The 18771-nt window shown below is 34.8% G+C and carries 27 protein-coding genes and 1 pseudogene; 9 read left to right on the forward strand and 19 right to left on the reverse strand.

Translation table 11 applies throughout. The features are described from left to right. Positions 1-183: 183 nt before the first annotated feature. Positions 184-1248 carry a protein NO VEIN domain-containing protein gene (locus tag JZO85_RS00715; RefSeq protein ID WP_207106581.1) on the forward strand — a complete coding sequence of 355 codons (1065 nt, stop codon included), beginning with the start codon at positions 184-186 and terminating at the stop codon, positions 1246-1248. Positions 1249-1372: 124 nt separating this feature from the next. On the opposite strand, the gene JZO85_RS00720 is transcribed toward JZO85_RS00715, so the two are convergent. Together JZO85_RS00720 and JZO85_RS00725 are read right to left on the reverse strand one after the other, a co-directional pair. Then, on the reverse strand, positions 1373-2260 hold the full coding sequence (locus JZO85_RS00720; protein ID WP_207106582.1) for a DNA cytosine methyltransferase: 888 nt from the start codon (positions 2258-2260) through the stop codon (positions 1373-1375). An 82-nt stretch (positions 2261-2342) separates the two neighbouring features. Beyond that, positions 2343-4013: a DNA polymerase family B protein gene (locus JZO85_RS00725; RefSeq protein WP_207106583.1), complete on the reverse strand. Its 1671-nt coding sequence runs from the start codon at positions 4011-4013 to the stop codon at positions 2343-2345. Positions 4014-4089: 76 nt separating this feature from the next. On the opposite strand from JZO85_RS00725, the gene JZO85_RS00730 reads away from it, so the two are divergent. Continuing rightward, positions 4090-4503, forward strand: coding sequence for a hypothetical protein (locus JZO85_RS00730; protein ID WP_207106584.1), 414 nt, complete (start codon positions 4090-4092; stop codon positions 4501-4503). Between the two features lie 34 nt (positions 4504-4537). On the opposite strand, the gene JZO85_RS00735 is transcribed toward JZO85_RS00730, so the two are convergent. From JZO85_RS00735 to JZO85_RS00805, 15 genes are all read right to left on the reverse strand, one after another. Continuing rightward, on the reverse strand, positions 4538-5029 hold the full coding sequence (locus JZO85_RS00735; protein ID WP_207106585.1) for a DUF669 domain-containing protein: 492 nt from the start codon (positions 5027-5029) through the stop codon (positions 4538-4540). Further along, positions 5029-5208 carry a hypothetical protein gene (locus JZO85_RS00740; RefSeq protein ID WP_207106586.1) on the reverse strand — a complete coding sequence of 60 codons (180 nt, stop codon included), beginning with the start codon at positions 5206-5208 and terminating at the stop codon, positions 5029-5031. The genes JZO85_RS00735 and JZO85_RS00740 overlap by 1 nt, the downstream gene beginning before the upstream one ends. 118 nt (positions 5209-5326) lie before the next feature. Then, positions 5327-5611: a hypothetical protein gene (locus JZO85_RS00745; protein ID WP_207106587.1), complete on the reverse strand. Its 285-nt coding sequence runs from the start codon at positions 5609-5611 to the stop codon at positions 5327-5329. Beyond that, positions 5604-5750, reverse strand: a complete 147-nt coding sequence (locus JZO85_RS00750; RefSeq protein WP_207106588.1) for a hypothetical protein — start codon at positions 5748-5750, stop codon at positions 5604-5606. The genes JZO85_RS00745 and JZO85_RS00750 overlap by 8 nt, the downstream gene beginning before the upstream one ends. A 45-nt stretch (positions 5751-5795) precedes the next feature. Then, positions 5796-7694 carry an AAA family ATPase gene (locus JZO85_RS00755; RefSeq protein ID WP_207106589.1) on the reverse strand — a complete coding sequence of 633 codons (1899 nt, stop codon included), beginning with the start codon at positions 7692-7694 and terminating at the stop codon, positions 5796-5798. Further along, the gene (locus tag JZO85_RS00760) at positions 7684-7908 is read right to left on the reverse strand and encodes a hypothetical protein (RefSeq protein ID WP_207106590.1); all 225 of its coding nucleotides are present in this window, start codon (positions 7906-7908) and stop codon (positions 7684-7686) included. The genes JZO85_RS00755 and JZO85_RS00760 overlap by 11 nt, the downstream gene beginning before the upstream one ends. Further along, on the reverse strand, positions 7905-8186 hold the full coding sequence (locus JZO85_RS00765) for a VRR-NUC domain-containing protein (protein ID WP_207106591.1): 282 nt from the start codon (positions 8184-8186) through the stop codon (positions 7905-7907). The genes JZO85_RS00760 and JZO85_RS00765 overlap by 4 nt, the downstream gene beginning before the upstream one ends. Next, on the reverse strand, positions 8183-8422 hold the full coding sequence (locus tag JZO85_RS00770; RefSeq protein WP_207106592.1) for a hypothetical protein: 240 nt from the start codon (positions 8420-8422) through the stop codon (positions 8183-8185). The genes JZO85_RS00765 and JZO85_RS00770 overlap by 4 nt, the downstream gene beginning before the upstream one ends. Next, a complete protein-coding gene (locus tag JZO85_RS00775) occupies positions 8419-9675 on the reverse strand; it encodes an SNF2-related protein (protein WP_207106593.1) in 1257 nt (418 codons plus the stop codon). Before JZO85_RS00775 ends, JZO85_RS00770 begins: the two co-directional genes overlap by 4 nt. Beyond that, complete coding sequence (locus JZO85_RS00780) at positions 9668-10060, reverse strand: hypothetical protein (RefSeq protein ID WP_207106594.1); 393 nt, start codon at positions 10058-10060, stop codon at positions 9668-9670. The genes JZO85_RS00775 and JZO85_RS00780 overlap by 8 nt, the downstream gene beginning before the upstream one ends. A 32-nt stretch (positions 10061-10092) precedes the next feature. Further along, entirely contained in the window at positions 10093-10299 is a 207-nt protein-coding gene (locus JZO85_RS00785; RefSeq protein WP_207106595.1) for a hypothetical protein, read from the reverse strand. After that, the gene (locus JZO85_RS00790) at positions 10296-10541 is read right to left on the reverse strand and encodes a hypothetical protein (RefSeq protein ID WP_207106596.1); all 246 of its coding nucleotides are present in this window, start codon (positions 10539-10541) and stop codon (positions 10296-10298) included. Before JZO85_RS00790 ends, JZO85_RS00785 begins: the two co-directional genes overlap by 4 nt. Before the next feature lie 2 nt (positions 10542-10543). Then, on the reverse strand, positions 10544-10699 hold the full coding sequence (locus JZO85_RS00795) for a hypothetical protein (protein WP_207106597.1): 156 nt from the start codon (positions 10697-10699) through the stop codon (positions 10544-10546). Between the two features lie 2 nt (positions 10700-10701). Further along, positions 10702-10986 (reverse strand): hypothetical protein, encoded by a 285-nt coding sequence (locus JZO85_RS00800; RefSeq protein WP_207106598.1) that lies wholly within the window; start codon positions 10984-10986, stop codon positions 10702-10704. Between the two features lie 71 nt (positions 10987-11057). Beyond that, a complete protein-coding gene (locus JZO85_RS00805; RefSeq protein ID WP_242550136.1) occupies positions 11058-11255 on the reverse strand; it encodes a helix-turn-helix domain-containing protein in 198 nt (65 codons plus the stop codon). Between the two features lie 174 nt (positions 11256-11429). On the opposite strand from JZO85_RS00805, the gene JZO85_RS00810 reads away from it, so the two are divergent. The 4 genes and pseudogenes from JZO85_RS00810 to JZO85_RS00825 all read left to right on the forward strand — a co-directional run bounded on the left by JZO85_RS00810 (position 11430) and on the right by JZO85_RS00825 (position 14607). Then, complete coding sequence (locus JZO85_RS00810; RefSeq protein ID WP_207106599.1) at positions 11430-11906, forward strand: helix-turn-helix domain-containing protein; 477 nt, start codon at positions 11430-11432, stop codon at positions 11904-11906. A 3-nt stretch (positions 11907-11909) separates the two neighbouring features. Further along, positions 11910-12350, forward strand: coding sequence for an ImmA/IrrE family metallo-endopeptidase (locus JZO85_RS00815; protein WP_207106600.1), 441 nt, complete (start codon positions 11910-11912; stop codon positions 12348-12350). Positions 12351-13017: 667 nt separating this feature from the next. Then, positions 13018-13326, forward strand: a pseudogene (locus tag JZO85_RS23480) (Ltp family lipoprotein); the annotation flags it as partial. Positions 13327-13449: 123 nt separating this feature from the next. Next, positions 13450-14607 (forward strand): site-specific integrase, encoded by a 1158-nt coding sequence (locus JZO85_RS00825; protein ID WP_207106601.1) that lies wholly within the window; start codon positions 13450-13452, stop codon positions 14605-14607. Positions 14608-14859: 252 nt separating this feature from the next. Here the strand turns inward: JZO85_RS00825 and JZO85_RS00830 are convergent, their stop codons facing one another. Further along, complete coding sequence (locus JZO85_RS00830) at positions 14860-15291, reverse strand: universal stress protein (protein WP_207106602.1); 432 nt, start codon at positions 15289-15291, stop codon at positions 14860-14862. 282 nt (positions 15292-15573) lie between these two features. On the opposite strand from JZO85_RS00830, the gene JZO85_RS00835 reads away from it, so the two are divergent. The 3 genes from JZO85_RS00835 to JZO85_RS00845 all read left to right on the forward strand — a co-directional run bounded on the left by JZO85_RS00835 (position 15574) and on the right by JZO85_RS00845 (position 16903). Beyond that, positions 15574-16284: an AzlC family ABC transporter permease gene (locus JZO85_RS00835; RefSeq protein WP_207106603.1), complete on the forward strand. Its 711-nt coding sequence runs from the start codon at positions 15574-15576 to the stop codon at positions 16282-16284. Then, entirely contained in the window at positions 16277-16597 is a 321-nt protein-coding gene (locus tag JZO85_RS00840) for an AzlD domain-containing protein (RefSeq protein WP_207106604.1), read from the forward strand. Before JZO85_RS00835 ends, JZO85_RS00840 begins: the two co-directional genes overlap by 8 nt. 87 nt (positions 16598-16684) lie before the next feature. Then, entirely contained in the window at positions 16685-16903 is a 219-nt protein-coding gene (locus JZO85_RS00845; protein WP_207106605.1) for a hypothetical protein, read from the forward strand. A 40-nt stretch (positions 16904-16943) separates the two neighbouring features. Here the strand turns inward: JZO85_RS00845 and JZO85_RS00850 are convergent, their stop codons facing one another. Beyond that, complete coding sequence (locus tag JZO85_RS00850) at positions 16944-18197, reverse strand: glycoside hydrolase family 73 protein (RefSeq protein WP_207106606.1); 1254 nt, start codon at positions 18195-18197, stop codon at positions 16944-16946. Positions 18198-18771 lie beyond the last annotated feature (574 nt).

Raw genomic sequence — 18771 nt, forward strand, 5'->3', positions numbered from 1 at the left:
AAAAGAATCGAACTTTCTCACAGTGTTATAGGAAAGTAATTTTTCTTCTTTATTCTTAAAAGATTCTGCAGCATGTTTTTCAGAACCCTTCAAATATCCTTTATAAATTTTTATTCACCTGCCTTTCAATGAATGGTAGTATTAAGTAAAATAAATGAAAAATAATTTAGGAGGAAATACGTAGTGAAAATAATAAGTGTTACCACCTCTAATAAACAAAAAGCATATCCTAACTATAAACACACCGTGGAAAACCCTCAATCCAGCTCATTCTTATTAGCAAACAACGTTTTATCTCAGGAAATAGTAAATCAAATTGAAGAAAGTGTTGGTACTTCAACATATCCAGTTTGGGGAATGAAAAATGGTAATAAAAGGTTTATAACCGACTTTTTTGAATCTGATGAACCTTTTTACTTACTTTTCTACACATACGATCCAAACACTAAAACCAATAGATACGTTTCCATTGCAAGAGCTGTTGTAGCATTGACTGAAAAACCAGACATTTCTCGTTTGCTATGGAATGATTCTGACTTCCCGAATATATGGTTTTTAGACAAGCTTGTACACATTGATGCTAAAGACGTTGATACTGAACAAATCAAAAGTATTGTAGAGAAAAACTATCGTTATGCAAACTACCTTACAGAAATACCTGATTCATTATTAAAATATCTAGATTCTGATGTCAGATTAGATAACAATACAGAAGTGAAACATGACTCTGTTGAATACTCCAAATTGAAACAAGTGAATCAAGTGCTTAAACCAATAGCCAAATCTACGCCGCCTCATCCTGATTCTGATAAATCTACTATCTCAATTGATTATACAAAGCGTGCTGAGAATAACAAAAAAATTGGTGATAAGGGTGAGGACTTAGCATTTGATTTAATTAAGGATAAATTTACGGATATAACTAAATTGAGACCATACTGTAAAGAAAGAGGCGGAGATAGATTTGGTGTTGACTTTTTAGTTGAAACTAAAACTGGAAAACACCTTATTGAAGTAAAATCAACTACTTCAAAAGATAATCGACCTTTTCATATGTCTCAAAATGAATATTACGTAATGGAAAGTTGCAAGAATAATTTAAATGGATACGAAAATTATCAATATCATATTCTGAGAATTTATGGAATTAGTCTTACTGAAAATTCAAACATGACATATTGTTGGTTAAACAACTTTCCTGATGATTATGATTTTTCACCAACAAATTATATTGTTGGTGGTAAGTGACAGAGCTGTTTTTCAGCTCTTTTTTTTATATATTCCATTCCTAATAATATAAACTTCCAAACTATACCTTAGTGCTGATTCGTAAAATTCACAGCAGAGAGTATTTCTTCCCTCAAGAAATTTTTCAATGTTTCATGAATCTTAAAATGTGTACGATCACATCAACTGTCCAACCGTTTCCAATCGCTTCAAATCTTCTTGTTTTTGGTAATCCATAAGTATAATTGTCAGGTAGAGTTTGAAGACGTTCTGCTTCAACAGGACTTATTTTTTTGTAAGTTGAAATATCATCCCTCGATATTAGAATATTTACTTTTGTTTCAGTTCGACTTTTCGGCACAGTTGGAGCTTTTCCATCTAGAAAATACAATCGATCTTGTTGTGAGTAGTGTCCTTTATATGACAAGTCATACTTAATGTAGTTATCTGTAATTACCGCTGTATCAAAGATTCGGATATCCTTTTTGATAAGATTTTCATCATATTCGTAAATATCCTTTATCAATAATCCTTTATCTATTGGTTGCGTTATATTGGGAATATTTGTCCAATAAAGTCGTTTCCTTTTTTGAGCTGAAACAGTGCTACTATCAATCAGGATTGGAGATACTCCTAAATGTTTTGTGATAGCATCAATGATATTTTTAGAAATTCGATGATTATTCTCAAATAGAAAATACGTTGGTTTCAAAGCAGTAACTGTATTATAGAATTGTTTAAACAGATCCCAACCTTCACCTATTGGTTCTGTTTCCTTTTTTTGTTTTGCTCTATAATTCTTAGCTATGGTCCAATAGGTACATGGACTACCGGCCATAATCAAATCAATCTTTGGCAACTTCCACTCACGCCAATTCTTCACATCTCCGAGCTGAATTGTAAACGGATAATTTTTTTGAGTTATGCTAATGGCATGTTTGTCTATTTCGCTAGCATAGTAATTTTCAACTTCAATTCCTGCTCGTTCTAGTGCAACTTGACCACAACTTATTCCATCAAAAAGTGATAACACATTTATTTTCTGCAAGTCTAATTACAAAAGAGTAAAAAGCTTTTTTCTGCTGCAGCAAACCTCTACTCCTTCCATAATTTAATTAACCAAGAAAATCTTTAATTCTCTTTTTTGCCACCTTCACATACCATTCTCTGTCTAGCCAATCAGGCACAGCTTTATTGGTTACATCCGAATTATCTATCTTACAAGATTCTGGTGTGTACCCAATTTTTTGCGGTGTACCGTTTTTTACTTTCATTAATTGTTTACCGTTTTTACTTGCGAAAAGTCGGAAAACTCTTTCTGATTGTCTTCTTTTTCCATAAATGGCATATTCGAACTTTCCGCTAATTTTTGTGACCTTTTGAAATTTGATTAGTTCATTACATTGATTGATTGTTTTCTTTACTCGTGTTCCATCAACAAAATATTTAATCACTGCTTCGTTGACGATTGGTAAATCATAATCAAGAGGGCTTAGTTTTTTTACATAAGCACCTTTTGACTTATGCTTTCCATCGTAATCAATGACAATGTAGTTATTTACGTCCTTTTGATAGATTTTTTTATAGAAGTCAAAACTCATATGAAGTTTGGTTCTTTCTTCCCATTCAAAAACAATGTCATCAAACAATTGAAAATCATTTTTCTTTATTCGAACTAAGATCCCATCAGTATTGGATTGAATTAGTTTCATACTTGGAATGTGTTCCAATTTCTCAATCAAATCTAATAGAAGCAACTGACCAAAAATACATACTAACAACCGATTTCTTGGGTCATACATAGCGTTGTATTTATCGCCCTCTGAACCATAGGTGATATTACAAATTCGTTTATATGGTTCACGTTCCTTTTTCTTTCCAGCAGCTTTCAATTCCAAACTAGTTGAAAGAATATTTTCAAATTTCTCAGGTTGAGAAACCGCTCGTGACAGCAAATCATATACAATCATTAATGTTGGATACAGTTGATCCACATCAGCCATGATCATATATTCATCCGGTCCACATTCAAACTGATATTTTGGAATAGCACCATGAATACCACCGCCACCAAACTTATGCGGTACTCCAGAAATTGTGGTTGATAGTTCTTTATTCTCTTCACTGTAGTTTTTAAAAAAATCCACCACTTGAGTATATTTACTAATTTTCATTGTTGAAGGAAAAGAAATATCATTTTGTTCGGTAATCTCTTTTGGTAACTTAGTTGCGGCTAAAATAGTCGCTGACAATTGAGCCTGAGTTTTTGATATATTTCTAAGTGGTAGTTTAAACTCATTGACTAGTGCCATTTGAGCCTGAAACTCTCCGAGCTGATGAGAAAAAACTTGCATTGTTTCTTGAACGTCGTGACGACAATAAAAAATGACTTCTTGTAATTCCTGCTCCGTTAATTTCCGATCAATATCAAACGATACTGTCGTTTCTCTTATATCATGACCCATAAAGGCTTCTAATTGTTTTAATGAATAAGCTCTATTCACCATCACATCATAATTGAATAATTGAATCTTATTAAAAGTTCTGGAAAACTCCCATCCCTTTTTTCTTTGTTCAATTATGAAATCATTGACTACTTTTGGATCAAATCCACAAACCAAAGATTTTAAAATATATCTGTCGTAGCCATTAGAATTAAATCCAATCCAGATATCATTTTTATGTTGATTGTAAAACTCATTGTGTGCTTCGCGGTCATTGATAAAGATATGTTCCTGCTGCGAATCAGTGTCCATGATCACCACTAGCCAATCGTGCTTAAACACTTCATAATCATAAAAGAGAATGACACTCAACTCCTTTCATGAGATAATGATTAAAAATTGTAAAAGGTGGTATTTTATGAATAATTTTTCAGGTGAGAACTCAATTTCTAATGACCGTGTCAACAAGCTCAATATGGAAGAATCGATAAAGAATATTATTTTGAGCATGATGGACAATTCAATTAAGTATTCGGTTAAATACAAGACCACTTCTAATAATAAAAAAGTTTCTAATGTTATAAACTTTGAAATCCCTATTCCAGAAGTACACAAGGTCAATCATGGAAGTATCTCAGCTTATCAAATTAAGTTGATTCCCTCAGAGGTAACCAAAGAATACTTATTGAATTATCCTATTAACGAAAACACTGAATCTCAGATTGACTTTGTTTATAAAAAGTTACCGGTGAAAAATGTTCCAATGGGAGACACTGTTCAGGTTGATTTCACTAACGATGAGACAAACATTATAATGTCATTTGAGTTTTAATAAGTAAGGGGCGCTTTGATACGCCCCTATTTTTTTAGTCTTCACTAAGGATTTCTAGGATTTCATAGGTGTCATAGCCTTTTTTGGTAACGCCTTTTTCTAGAATATACTCCCATTCATCCTCAATGATTTCTTCCGCAATATCTAGAACCAAATCAGCGTAATCTTTAAATCCATCGAACTTAACTTCATCTTCGTCTGCATCCCAAAGAGCACGTAACAATTCATTATTCTTATGCACTTGGAAGCCAAAGGCTTTTTCGTTTTCTGGTTGCATTACGCCATTGTAAAAAATCAAGTTACCTTTGAATTCACCATCAAGTATTTCAAACTGAGCCTTCAACATTGGATCGCCCTTTTTAGACTGACCTAGTTCCATGTTTTTTACTTTGACTTCATATTTGCCTATTGGAATATCAGGGAAATCTCCACCGCCGTTTTCTTCTGCTGCTTTAACATCATTCTTGAGTGCGTCAAGGTCTACTTTTTTATCGAATTTGCTCCAATCAAATGTTTGTTCTGTCATTATGCATTTTCCTCCGTAATTTCATTATTTTTTATTTGTCCGATTTGAAAATACTCAGTGCTCACATCTTTCTCTAAAGTGTATTTTGCAATTTCAATTAATAGCTCTCGCTTAGAATCCGCTATGGCTTTGATGGATTGCAACCCACTGTCATTTTCACTATCAATGAATAGCCACATTATTAATCTTCCCCTTTATCATCCTTGTCTTCTGAATAAGGATAACTGCAAGTATCACAGTGAAAGCCGTGTTCGTTTGCAACTTCTTCCTCAAGATTCCCACCGCAAATTGGACAGGTCATTCCTTGTCACCATCTTCTTCTGTTTCTTGTTTCTCATCTTCCCATTCCTCAGAATCTTCTTGCTGATCTTTACTCAATTCTGATTCCATAATTCCTGCTGGTGTGTTGTACTTAACGTCCAACTTGACTAAGTAATACTCGCCAGCTTTATTTGATTTCAAAGCGATTGAATGACCAATCAATTCATCTGGAAACTCTTCTTTTGCTTCCTCTACAATTTTGTTGGCTTCCTCTTCTGTGTTAGCAAACCATTCTTCTTTTGTGTTTAATTGTCTACGCATTTTTTTTCCTCCAATATTTGTCCTCAAATGTTTTTAACAGTGATCTTGCTTCTTTTTCATTTCCATATACAGACGCTTGGAATTTAACATTTCCATTTACATCAAGAACTTGAACATTCCAATTACGTAATTCTTCCATTGTGAATCCTCCTAGAATGATGTTGCGTTTTTCAAGATGACTTAGCTATTTTGAATCTCTACGGCGACGACGGCGTGATGATTTTTCTTCTTTAGATTCTTCTTCTTTTGGTTCTTCCTTTTTACGCTCACGACGTTTCCGTTTTGGTAGTTCTTCTTTTTCTTCTTGCTCTTCGTTATCTGGTTCAGATTCTCCAGGAGGAGTTTCATCGTCGGTCACCTCAACATCTGCTTTCTTACGACGTTTCCGACGCTCTTTTTTCTCTTTCACTGGTTCATCAACTTTTTCTTCCGTCGTATCCTTACTTACTTCTTCTGCTACTTCATCAGTATCGGATTCTTTTTTCTTTCGACCACGTTTAGTAGTCTTGTTATCTCCAATAACGTCTTTAGTCGTTTCTTGTGATGTAGTTTTGCTTTTTACTGTTTTCCCTTTCTGAGCGTCAATAAGTGCTTCCAGAAATGCTTCTTTTTCAAGAGGTACTTCGTTTATTAGAAATTCATAGCGACCTCCACCAAAAACATTTGATTCCTTTTTCAATTGCAACATATGATTATCTTCTTCGTCGACGTAAGCACGCAATGTTAAGTCAACAGTTCCAGTTGTAAAGTTCGCCGTTTTATCATCAATGTTTGGCATAAAAGTAGTTCTAACAGCTCCACCTCTAAGTGTGACTTCTTTCTTCAATTCTTTAGAGATGTAAATGATTTGAAGTCCGATTGCTTTTAGTCGTTTAATAGCTTTTTGGAACTCTTTTGTGACCATTGACCAACCTTTCCCAAATGATCCATCAGACTCATGTTCCCAATTATATTTATCCATGATGTAGTTGCGGCAGTGATCACGAATGTCTTCATACAAATCTAGTGCAACAGCTTCATAATCCTGTGAATCAGCTTCTAATTCTTCAACAACTTCTAAGAATGTTTCCCATGCAAATTTACGCTTTGTGATGCGCCCTGTTTTAGTAACTTCATCATTGATGTACATTACTGGACTAGTAGTGTTATCAGTATTTCCATCTGTATTTAAGAAAAGCAAATTATCAAACTGATCAATGAAAGTTGATTTTCCAACGTAACTATCTGCATAAATCCATAAATCAGGTCTAGTATCAACTTTCTTTTCTCGTCGTTCATTCTTTGGTAAAATCATCTCTATCTCTCCATTCTCATCTTGAATTGCATCTAAATATTCTGGTGCTTTTAAAACGGTCCACTTACCTTTTTTCTTTGCATCAATTGCTGCACAACTAAAACAATTTCCTGATACGTTTCTTGGATAGTCTTTCGCATGTTCAATTTTCTTAATTGCTACCAGAAAATCATTTACTTTTTTTGGATCATATTCTATTGGTACGAACGTGATTTTCGCTGATCTCAATTTTTCAACTAATCGCTTTCTAAATTGAAAGAGGTCTTCCTTTTTTCCCTGTCTAACATTTGTCTTTTCAACAAATAAATAGGCTAACTGTTCTATTTTGAAACCATGCTTTTCTAGATAGTGCTTGTAAACATGTAACTGTTCAGACTCCATATATCTATCAATTGAATTACTGTACTTGAAATCTACTACTAAGCATTGTCCGTCCGGCATCTTCACTATCAAATCAACGAAACCTCTATAACTTGGTTCATTGATTTCATATTCATTAATCACGTCGTAATCAGCGAACTGAGTTAACCATTCTTTTACCTTCGGTAACATCGCTTCTAACTTAATTGCTTCGTTGATTTGATCATCTGTGATCACAGGATAAGAGTTGAAATAATCACTCAACATTTCTTCTTTATTCGTCTCAATCCCTTTATGAAGTGCATGACCAAGAATTAGCGGACTGCTTGCGCTATAGTTTGGTAACTCCGTCAATTTATCCAAATACCGTAATTTGAAGTGGTACGGACAATCTTGGAAAAGCGACACTCGTGAATAGCTATACTGCATCAATATCACGTCCTAGCTCAATCACTGGTTTATCCTCGGTTCGGATGTAATAGTTTTTCTCCTGTAAATCATCGAAGCTAAAGAAACTTTTTGAAGCATTGAATAACTCACCTTCCTCAGCTTCATAAAAGATTTGTTCCCCCTTACCGTCTTCTATAAGTTGAGCTATCTCAATAACTCCTATTGGTAAATACAACGTCTTATTTTTCTTCACCTAAACCACCTCTCTTTCCATTCTTCATAATCTTGTGGTCGCAATACATATGCTTCACCACCGTTTTCTTGAATCTTCCTTATGTTATAGAGTTGCAACTTACTTGGTGTTCCTGTTTCATTCTTCAACTCAATTCCATGAAATGTTCCATCAATACAGGCTAAAATATCGGGAATACCTTCTTTTGTGAACTTACTTCCAGCCCAATACTTCACATACCAAACATCATGTTGCTTCAAATAGTTGATTACTTTATTTTGAAATGCTGATTCTCTCATTTGCATTTCACCAAATTGTCGAAACTGATAACAGTTCTTTCAAGGTTGGCATATTCGACCATCGCACTACAGTTATACATTTTGAGAATCCTTACTTTATCTGATCCAAAAGCAATAGCGAAATCATCATTTTGTAGATTCGTATCAATCTTTCGCCTTGAGTTAAAATGATTTCCAGTTGTAAATAACCCTCTTGTTTTGGATACTTGATGATGCTTTCTCACTGGTGCACTCATTTTTTGACCTCCTCCTTCTCAAAGAGTTCATCCGTATAATCTTTGTATTCTTTTAACACTTGCAACATTCGCCATTCAATACTTCCTTCTGATAATAGGTAGTAATAGAAACAAGGTTGATCTTGACCAATTCGATGGGTTCTTTTTTTACTTTGTTCAAATAGTTCACTTTCATCAGTAAGTGTGAAATAGATAATCTTATTGGACTTTTGAAGGTTTAACCCTCTTGCTCCTGCCTTATATTGGATTAGCGTGATGCTATTGTTCTTTTCTTCATACGCTGATAAATCTCGCATCTGACCATTTACAGTGCTTACAGGTCTTTCTAACTCTTCACACAATTGACTTATTATTTCGTATTCCTTTTTAAAGTTATAGAAAACTATTAGCCTATCATTCGTCGATTGAATCAACTCTTTTAATCGTTGAACTTTATTCTTGTTCATGAATCCAGCAAATTGACGAAGATACATTTTAGCGCTTGCTGGAGTATCGCCTACGATGGTTTCACCTTCATATTCAGCGATATGATGTTTTGAAAACTCTTTGTACAGCTTGGTATTCTTCACATTCACATTGATATGGTTTTGTGGTGGAAGGTCAAAGACTTCTTCCGTCTTCATGAATACCGCACCATATTTCGTTAGCTTTCTCTTCAAGCGATCGACATTTTTATAACCAACGATCTTGTACCCACCATCAATTTCATCCCATTCACGTTCTGTATACTGTTTTAGGAATAAGTCTTTACTGATCTTCCAACCTAGAAGATTGACTTGAGAAACAATCTCTTCATATTTTCCGCTAACTGGTGTACCGCTAAGCAAGATAACATTGTTTGGGTGTAGCTTCTCTAAGACGAATTTCGAGCGATTAGAACGTTCGTTTTTAATCATGGAAGATTCATCCAGTAATAGCGTAAAGTCTTCTAAACGAGTTAATTCGTCCCTTCTCCACGCCTTGTCATAGTTGATGATCAACACTGATTCTGGTGGTATGATTTCCAACGATTGTTTCTCATATACGATTACTTTGTATTCTTGATAGTAAGTTTCAAAATGTTCTTTCCAATCGGATATTTGCGATTTTTGACAAACGACTAAATTGTATGGTGTATTCAATTCCCATAGTTTTTCTGACCCAACAAAGGTCTTTCCTAATCCCATATCAAGGTAATAAGCAACTCGATTCTTTTCATAGGTTTCATTGAGTGCTTCTTCTTGGTGTTTGAAGAGTTTGACTAGGTTAGACATTGCCTTCCAAACTGTCCAATGTATCCAATAACATCTTCAACTCAATGTCATCTTGAGCTAATTCATTCAGTTTCTTACGCTGCAAAGCTTCTTTAGCTTTTTCATCAATTTTGGCTTTCAAAGATTCGATTTTTCGTTGTTGCTCTTTTTGATTATCAATGTGAGAAGTGTCAACTTTTTGAATGATGAATGATTTAGCTGCTTTACGAATAACATCCTTATACGCAATGAATTCTGCTACCGCATAACCATATTGAGTTTCAACAACCACTAAATCACCTTCGTTTAAATCAGGGATCATTGTGAGATAGTGATAAACCTTTTCCGTTCTTCGTTGTCTTTCCAAATCGTTGATAAATCTTACTGATGCTTTCAATGTTTTCATGTGTTACACTCTCCTTAGTTAGTAATATTTATTTAATGGCTGGTATCGTCTGCCAACGATACTGGCTCTTTTTTTAGAATGATGTGTTCTTTTCGGTTTCCGATAACTTTGTATAGTCGATTATTGTCCTCAAGAATGTATTCACCTTCACTGGTACTAATGTATGTCAGTGCTCCACTTGATTTTTTTGACCAAACTTCAATATTGTTGTCAAAAAAGTATTCTTCTACTGGATTCATTTTTCACCCTCCTTCTCCGTTTTCAATCGCATTGCTTCATTTGCTAGCTCACTCCAAGACCAACTAACCTCATCACCATTCGCAAATCTAATTACTGGTGATTGTCCCCATGTTGTTAATAACTCAAACTCTTCGCCGTTGTCTAAAGTTCCCTTTCCAACATAAATTGTTGGTGTGATTGAATAAACCTTTTGCCCTTCTTCATTAATTGAATATTTGTCTTTTGATTTATACTTTGGCATTTTTATTCATCTCCTCTCAACGTTCTTCGTTTCCCTTCCCAACCAATTGATAATAGAAATAAGCAGATATAGGCATAAGCGAACCAAACATTAATTAAAGTGAATGCTGGAATTGCTACCATTGATAAAAGAGTTGCTTGGAAGTTAATACGCTTCATCCTCATACCCCTTTCTTCGTGTGGGTCAACATGTATTCATCAATTGCTCGTTTGTCATATCGTTTATGTTTATTAGATGGTCCAAGTTTAATTTCAGGTAATCCGTCATTTACTAATTTGTTGAAATCAGTAGCGTCAATACCACCGATATAGGCACGAGCATCTTTCTGCTGCAGATACCTGCTTTCGTCTGATTTCTCTTTCATGAAGATTTGGAACGCATCACGGACAATTGAAACAACAGATTCACGTAACCTGTTCAAAAACTCATCACTTAATACTGACACTGTTATCACCTCCTAGTTATTTAACTACTTAATCCGTTGTTTTTTCTCGGTAGTAACTACTAAACTCGTTTTTACTTCCAAAAAAAAATGGCATCAGGTGAAACCATATAAATTGATGGAATTTTCTCTACATATTCATATTTCATCAATTTTGGATTTTCTTCCCATTTAGCTAGAGTTTGATAGTGAACATTGAATTTTTCTGCCGCTTCTTGTTGCGATAATCCCATTAATACACGAGCTGCTTCTAAAGAAATTTTCTTTGTCATTTCGTTTCCTCCTTTCTACACACAAAACTTTACACGATTAAACTCGTTTCGTCAACGATTAATTCCGTTTTTTTATTTAAAAAACAAAGTTATTTAACGAGTTTATGATTGATTAAAACGAAAAAACTCGTTATTATAGTATTTATCAAATAGATAAAAAAAGGAGTAAATAACATGGGCAGACCTCCAATTAATGAGTTTGAAAGAAAACTACGTGAAGATATTTCAAACAACTTAAAAAGAATTACTAAAGGAAAGACTCAAGCTCAAATTTCTGAACTCACTGGTATCCCAACATCTACCCTTTCTGGTTATTTTGCTAAACGATCAACTATTAAGGAAGATAATCTTGAGATAATCGCTGATAAATTTAGAGTAGATAAAAGCGATATTGATCCAAGATATAGGAAACCTGATTGGAAAGACTTGGATGGTAAATTAACTGACAAACATTTTGAATCTATCAAACGTGCTGAAAATGCTCCTGATTGGGCTACTGATGACGATGTAATCGAGTTGGAAGAAGTGTTGAAGTCTAATCAACCAATGGCGTATGGTGGAATTGAGTTGAGTAAAGAGGATAGAGAAAGAATCAATGCTGTAATCGAGCAGGTATTTTGGGAAAGGCTTAAAGAGAAAAGAGAGTCCTAATATATGAGGTATTACTATTATGAGAATATTCGACAATTAATAAGAACTTTACATCGAAATTACTCAACTTTCGATCCCTTCGCTATTGCTGATTATTTTGGTATTGAATACAAGTTTATTGAAACATCAGATGCATTTCATGGTGAAACAAGCTATATACTTGGAAAACCGTTACTTCTGATCAATGCAAAATATATTGATTCTCCTTATCGTTTTGTAGTAATGGCACATGAACTTTATCATGCAATTGAACATCCAGGTTTAGTTAGTTATTACACATCTGGAGTATCACAGAAAAACAAATTGGAGTATGAAGCAAATAAATTTACAGCAGCATTATTGTTAAATTTCTATACAGAAAGAACTGGAAACTCACCTATGTACTTAGAAGATTTGAAAAATGAGTTTGGTATTGGTGATGAATTTGATGAATTCTATTTTTAATAAAAATAGCCCGTGCTGGCACACGGACTAGTCTCCCCTTACAAAGGTTTATGACAAAGTAATTTTAACACAGAAAAGGGGAAAAAGAATGTCTAACTTATTTACACTTATTTTCATTATTAGTTGTGTGGGGATTTGGTACTTTATAAAAAAATCACCGAACAAAAACAATAGAAATATTGCTATTGGGCTTGCAATAATTTCAATGGTGATAGTTGGTGTAACTAATCCATCGTCAGAAGACAGCACAACGAAAGAAGACAAAAAAGAAACTGTTAGTAAAAAGAAGGAAGAAAAATCTAGTAGTAAAAATTCAAAAGAATCAGATTTACAATTATCTCTTAATTCTACTGAGATTGAAACCGATGATAATGGAGTCGCTAAAATTATTGGAAAAACATCGCCTAAGGCTAACGTTTCAGTTGGGATGGGCATTGTAGGAGACTCAACTGAGGCTGATTCTAATGGGGATTTTTCATTAGATTATGAACTTTCTGGTGATTCTAATAAGGAAATTACGATTTACTCAACTTTGGATGGAAACACTAAAAACTCAAAGGTAACCATAAAGCCAAATGCTCAAGTCTTAGCTGCTGCTGCACAAAAGAAAGCAGAAAATGAAGCCGCAAAAAAACAAGCCGAAGAGCAAAAAGCACAAGAAGCAAGTATTCCAACAGAATATAAATCCGCTCTTAGAAAAGCAGAATCGTATTCAAAAACTATGCATATGTCTAAAGCAGGAATATACGATCAATTATCTTCGGATTACGGGGAACAGTTTACTCCTGAAGCTGCTCAATATGCTGTAGATAATCTCAAAGCAGATTATAACGCTAACGCTTTAGAAAAGGCTAAATCGTATCAAGATAAAATGGCAATGTCACCCGAAGCAATCAGAGACCAACTTACTTCTGATGCTGGAGAAAAATTCACTCCCGAAGAAGCTGATTATGCTATACAACATTTAAACCAATAAATTAATAAAAAAACACGTCTCTCTCCCCGACCAAAGATTGAGTGACGTGCTAACATAAAAAACCTAACGATAGGCTTATTTAGTTGTGCCTATTGTATCATACGAAAGTGAGTTGATTCAATTATGGCTAAGATAAAGGAATACCGTAAGAATGATGGTTCTATGAATTATGAGTTTTCTGTTTATATCGGAACCAATCCTTATACAGGTAAAAAAGAACGAACCACCAGACGTGGCTTTACTTCCATCAAAGAAGCTGAACTTGCATTAGCACAAATTAGATTAGATGTTGCAAATGGAAAATTCAAGTTTAATAAGCCTGCGAAAACATTCGGTGAGGTTACAAAACTATGGTTACCAATTTACAAAAGGACAGTCAAAGAAGTGACATACACCGCTACTGTTTCAATCATTGATTTATTCATCACACCAATGTTCGGAGATAAATTGATTGATAAAATTGATGTAATGTATTGCCAAAGAATCGTGAACAATTGGGCTGATGAACGTCCTAGAACTTTCAAGAAGTCGAAATTCTATGTTGGTAAGATTTTTGATTATGCGGTTAATATTGGTGTTGTAGATGATAATCCAATGAAGAAAGTTCTAATGCCACGAGTACAGGTTGAACCAAGGAAGATTGGTTTTTACGATAAGGATGAGTTAAATAAATTTCTTGCATATGCTCAGGAATTTGATCAAAACAAAGTGTATACTTTTTTCAGATTACTAGCCTATTCTGGAATGCGTAAAGGAGAAGCCTATGCTCTTACTTGGGAAGATGTTGACTTTGAAAAGAATCAGATATCCATTTCAAAGAGTCTAGCTCGTGGTGAAAATAAGACACTCTATATAAGCTCTCCTAAGACCAAAGGAAGCGTTCGAACTATCTCGATGGACAAAGATACTATGAATCATTTAAAACGTTGGAGAAACACTCAAAGACAGTTATTATTGAAGCTAGGTCATCCGACTAAAAAGAATGACCAAAATTTATTCACTACTGATGAAAATGAATACTATCATCCAACAGTTGACAAACACTGGTTGAAAAGAATATATAATCAAAAAAACGTTCCAAAAGATTTTAAACAGATTTCTACTCATGGATTCAGACATACCCACGCTTCGCTATTATTCGAAGCTGGTGCATCAGTAAAATCCGTACAAGATCGATTGGGACATTCTGATATAACCACAACGATGAACATTTATGCTCATGTAACAGAAGCGGCAAGAGATAAAACGGCTGATTTGTTCGCTGATTATATTTCAAAATAACATGCAGTCAATCGATTTTGACTACCCTTTTGACTACCACAAGTATCATTCGATACCATATATAAAAAATTACGATTGTACATAAGTACTGATTTAAAGGTATTTACGTTTGTTTTGCACCTTGAAAAATAACGTACTTACTCCTCTGAATCAGGTAAGTGCAGGTTCGAGCCCTGCTATCCCAATAATAAAAAGGGTTTTGTCCCATTTTGGGGCAAGACCCTTTTTTAGAGATCTACTTGTCATAATGAATTAGGATTTTACTACCATCACATTAGAGTTAGCATGATTTACTACATAAGCTGTCGTTGATCCCACTAACGCCTGCTCTACAGCACCTCTTCCAGTTGCCCCAAGTATGATCAGATCCACTTGATTTTCCAATGCATAATCAATAATCTTGCGCTTAGGATTTCCTGAATCAATTTTAGTTTCATAGTCAAATTGACTCACGTTCGAATTGGCGATCAATTGCTCTAGTTCAATCTCCGCATTATTTAGATGAAATTTTAGTGCATCATTAATAAATGCCGGATCACCGATTGAAAATTTATAGTCGACTACAGTGAGAATAAAGAGTTTAGCCTCGTTACGTTCCGCAATATTTAACGCTTCATAAAATGCATCTGTTGATGTGGGTGAGCCATCCACTGCAACGAGTATTTTTTTATAGCTTTCTTTCATTGAAAACGCCTCCCTTGACTTTATTATACATCAACTACTTCTTTCTTTAAAATTAAAGGCGGCTCTCATTGAATCGGATAATTTCAAATTATTTACCTAACAAAAATATTTTTTTTAGTATTTACCAAAATGTTTTTATGATAAAATAAATTGAGCAACATCTTCCCCGCCAATTGGTATGTTTTGCCATTGGAATTGTTGCTCTTTTTTTAACTACTTATCCGCTTGTTTTTTTATTAGTTTTGGTCTAATATGATTAGAACAAAATGAGAGGGTGGATATATGGATAATCGTTTGATACAGACTGCTAGTTTTTCTGACGGAGTTAAAGCCTGTTTACCTACGATCATGGGGTATTTAGGCATTGGGATCGCAATGGGAATTGTTGGAAAGTCTGCCCACCTCGCGATTTGGCAAATATTTCTAATGTCTACACTGGTATATGCAGGAAGTGCCCAATTTATTTTATGCGGATTACTACTGCTAAGTGCGCCAATTCTGTCAATCATTTTTACAGTTTTTCTCGTTAATTTACGGCATCTGCTCATGAGTCTTTCCGTAGCTCATTATTTCAAAGAGGATTCTTTATTGAACGGTATAGCTATCGGAACATTACTAACAGACGAATCCTATGGTGTCTTGATGACGACGCTTGCTCAAGAAAAGAAAGTAACCAGTAATTGGATGCATGGTTTAAATATAACGGCATACCTTGTATGGATTATTTCAACTGTGCTTGGCGCCTTACTAGGGAATTTTATTCCCGACCCAACTGTATTCGGCTTTGATTTTGCATTAACAGCGATGTTCCTTGGGTTGTTTCTTTTTCAAGTACAGCTACCATTAAAAAAACAGCGCACAAAAACCATTAAGATTTTGACAGTTACGGTAATTAGTCTTTTTGTGTTGATGCGTTTTACTTCTGCAGAGCTTTCAGTCATTTTAGCAACTTTACTAGGATGCCTAACGGGGGTGTTAAGTAAGGATGAGTAACTACTATTATTTGTTAACCCTTTTTGGTTGTGCATTAGTTACCTGGATTCCTCGTGTATTACCCTTTGTTTTGACAAAGGCTGTAAGCTTGCCGCCGACTTTCGAAAAATTTTTAAGTTACCTGCCAATGACGATTTTGACAGCTTTGTTATTGCAAAGTCTCCTAAATTTTCAAACAGGATATTTTCCAACATTACGTTTACCAGAATTTTTCGCATGCATACCGGCTTTGATCGTTGGAATTCGTACAAACGATCTAATGAAAATCGTTTTAACAGGTGTATTTGGAATTGCTCTCTTACGGCTGTTTTAAATTACATTTGTTATAGAGCTTATTTCTGGTTTTACATACATCTCTGATGTAATATATAACAAAATAATAGAAAAAGGAGTAATTCTCATGAAAAAGATCGCTGGATATTTCTTTCAAAAACCTTTAGTGCTTGAGGAAAAAAAACCTTTCGAAATCCATCTTCCAACGGACACTTTGTATGATGGGAACGAACCTATTTTGGAATCAGATCAAAAGATTCTATCTGAAATAGGGAAAAAATATGAGTACCCGACGGATAGTCTTCATAGTTTTTTTGTTATTTCAGAAATATCTGATGTCAGTTAAAAAAGCTCTCGATGAATATTTTTCATCGAGAGCTTTTTTATTATTGCCCGTACCAACCGATACCCTCATTGCGCCAACCATGCTTGATTAAGTTGTTCCGCTCACTTTGCAATAGTGTATAATGATGGGCTCCTGATTTTGCATTGGGATTATACAAACGATAAAGCGGCTTGCTTCCTCCAGAATACCAGCTAACCCCCTCATAGCGCCAACCAACTTTTACTAGGTGATTTTTTTCTGATACATGCGGTGTATAATGATGGTCTCCTGCGTTTGGATTGTACAGCCGATAGACTGGTGTCCCACTTCTAGGTGCTTGCCAACCAACACCTTCATAGCGCCAGCCAGCCTTCTTAACTTTATCGCGTTCGGCCGCATTTGCTGTGTAAAAGTGTTCTCCGCTATTGGGATTATACAAGCGATACATTGCATTTGTCTGAATCGGCGCCGGGTTTGAACCGCCGCCAGTGGAATCATATTGCGTTAGTTTATATGTCTCAATGACATTGTTTAACGTCGATCCATAGGTTGGTGCTGTTGCATACCTTCCTGTTAAAAAAGCGGTTGCGTCTTTATACGATTTTGTGTTGCTTTTCCATGCACCAGAATAATAATAGTTTCCTGGTGAGAAAGAAGTCTTTTTCAGAACGGTAACATTATCACCTAAGGATTCCTTATAAGAAGGATATTTTCTGAATTTCGCATTGACGTAGTGCCAACCCTCTTTTTCACTCCACTCTTGTGTTTTCATCGTAACGGATTGTCCGTTATATTCACCTTTAATACCAAATAGGTTATAATTCGGTGCTTTTGATAGTGTGCTTCCGCCCCAACCGCTTTCAACGATTGCTTGAGCAATCATTACTGAAGCATACAAATCATTGGCACTAGCCAATGTCTTTGCGGAGGGAGCGATTTGATTAATAAATGCTTGTTGTGTAGTCATACTTGCTCGCGCAGCTCTAAAAGCAGGTGGCTCAATCGTAAATTCTTCAAATGGAATCGGATGATGAAAAAGCAGATTTCCCTGCGCATCATATTCTTCTTCATCCACACCTGTCGCTTCTTCAGTCGGTTCACTCGAAGCTACGGTTGATGCCTGAGTTTCCTCAATTGTTAATTCTGACGTAGCTGGCGCATTGGTTACAGCTTTCACAGAACTAGAAGTTTCTGATATTGCCGTGCTTTCCTCTATACTAGTAGAATCAATTGTCTCTTCTCCAAATGCAACAAGTGTTGAACTTCCCAAACTTCCCAACAACATAGCGCTACATAGCAGTTTTTTATACTTCATGTCATCCCCCTCTAGCAACCATTAAACAACGGTTACAATTAATACTTTTTATCTTAGCTCTCTCTATATAAAGTAACAAAAATTAATCACAAAGTAAAATTTTTTTCTTTAACTTTGAATATAAGAAAAGCGATGATAGCACCTGTTTCTCAATTATTTCCGATTTTGTTAAATTAAAGAAATTTTGAGTTTTAATAGAAAAATTTAATTATATGTAAGTAAGTGTATGAATCACTCAAAATGTTGATTTATGACTCGTATAGTCAGCAAATTCTCATTCTATTGTTATTTAGTGTATCTTATCGATCTGATATAATGACCTACGAGGGAGGAGTCTTTATGGATATTGGCAATGTTGTTTCATGCGTAATTTATTTAATATTTTTTTTCATGACAATCATTTACTTTTATCTTTTCAAAAAAGATCGTGCTTTGATTCATTTATACTTTTCCTTAATCCCGACTTTTTTGTGCATTTATCTTCTTATGAATTATCCTCATACCCAACCAGTTGAAGGAGCTTGGACATTGGCTCTTTTAATGTTGATTTCACTAGTAAGCTTTATGCTATATT

It is taken from the genome of Candidatus Enterococcus murrayae, from assembly GCF_017315985.1.
GTDB classification, from domain to species: domain Bacteria; phylum Bacillota; class Bacilli; order Lactobacillales; family Enterococcaceae; genus Enterococcus_A; species Enterococcus_A murrayae.

Coding starts and splice junctions, on each gene's coding strand:
- JZO85_RS00745 (WP_207106587.1), bottom strand. CDS start 5,611: ATGCGTAGACAATTAAACACAAAAGAAGAATGGTTTGCTAACACAGAA.
- JZO85_RS00850 (WP_207106606.1), bottom strand. CDS start 18,197: ATGAAGTATAAAAAACTGCTATGTAGCGCTATGTTGTTGGGAAGTTTG.
- JZO85_RS00790 (WP_207106596.1), bottom strand. CDS start 10,541: ATGCCAAAGTATAAATCAAAAGACAAATATTCAATTAATGAAGAAGGG.
- JZO85_RS00830 (WP_207106602.1), bottom strand. CDS start 15,291: ATGAAAGAAAGCTATAAAAAAATACTCGTTGCAGTGGATGGCTCACCC.
- JZO85_RS00840 (WP_207106604.1), top strand. CDS start 16,277: ATGAGTAACTACTATTATTTGTTAACCCTTTTTGGTTGTGCATTAGTT.
- JZO85_RS00750 (WP_207106588.1), bottom strand. CDS start 5,750: ATGGAAGAATTACGTAATTGGAATGTTCAAGTTCTTGATGTAAATGGA.
- JZO85_RS00735 (WP_207106585.1), bottom strand. CDS start 5,029: ATGACAGAACAAACATTTGATTGGAGCAAATTCGATAAAAAAGTAGAC.
- JZO85_RS00775 (WP_207106593.1), bottom strand. CDS start 9,675: ATGTCTAACCTAGTCAAACTCTTCAAACACCAAGAAGAAGCACTCAAT.
- JZO85_RS00795 (WP_207106597.1), bottom strand. CDS start 10,699: ATGAAGCGTATTAACTTCCAAGCAACTCTTTTATCAATGGTAGCAATT.
- JZO85_RS00780 (WP_207106594.1), bottom strand. CDS start 10,060: ATGAAAACATTGAAAGCATCAGTAAGATTTATCAACGATTTGGAAAGA.
- JZO85_RS00730 (WP_207106584.1), top strand. CDS start 4,090: ATGAATAATTTTTCAGGTGAGAACTCAATTTCTAATGACCGTGTCAAC.
- JZO85_RS00815 (WP_207106600.1), top strand. CDS start 11,910: ATGAGGTATTACTATTATGAGAATATTCGACAATTAATAAGAACTTTA.
- JZO85_RS00835 (WP_207106603.1), top strand. CDS start 15,574: ATGGATAATCGTTTGATACAGACTGCTAGTTTTTCTGACGGAGTTAAA.
- JZO85_RS00740 (WP_207106586.1), bottom strand. CDS start 5,208: ATGTGGCTATTCATTGATAGTGAAAATGACAGTGGGTTGCAATCCATC.
- JZO85_RS00785 (WP_207106595.1), bottom strand. CDS start 10,299: ATGAATCCAGTAGAAGAATACTTTTTTGACAACAATATTGAAGTTTGG.
- JZO85_RS00770 (WP_207106592.1), bottom strand. CDS start 8,422: ATGAGTGCACCAGTGAGAAAGCATCATCAAGTATCCAAAACAAGAGGG.
- JZO85_RS00805 (WP_242550136.1), bottom strand. CDS start 11,255: ATGACAAAGAAAATTTCTTTAGAAGCAGCTCGTGTATTAATGGGATTA.
- JZO85_RS00845 (WP_207106605.1), top strand. CDS start 16,685: ATGAAAAAGATCGCTGGATATTTCTTTCAAAAACCTTTAGTGCTTGAG.
- JZO85_RS00765 (WP_207106591.1), bottom strand. CDS start 8,186: ATGAGAGAATCAGCATTTCAAAATAAAGTAATCAACTATTTGAAGCAA.
- JZO85_RS00755 (WP_207106589.1), bottom strand. CDS start 7,694: ATGCAGTATAGCTATTCACGAGTGTCGCTTTTCCAAGATTGTCCGTAC.
- JZO85_RS00810 (WP_207106599.1), top strand. CDS start 11,430: ATGGGCAGACCTCCAATTAATGAGTTTGAAAGAAAACTACGTGAAGAT.
- JZO85_RS00825 (WP_207106601.1), top strand. CDS start 13,450: ATGGCTAAGATAAAGGAATACCGTAAGAATGATGGTTCTATGAATTAT.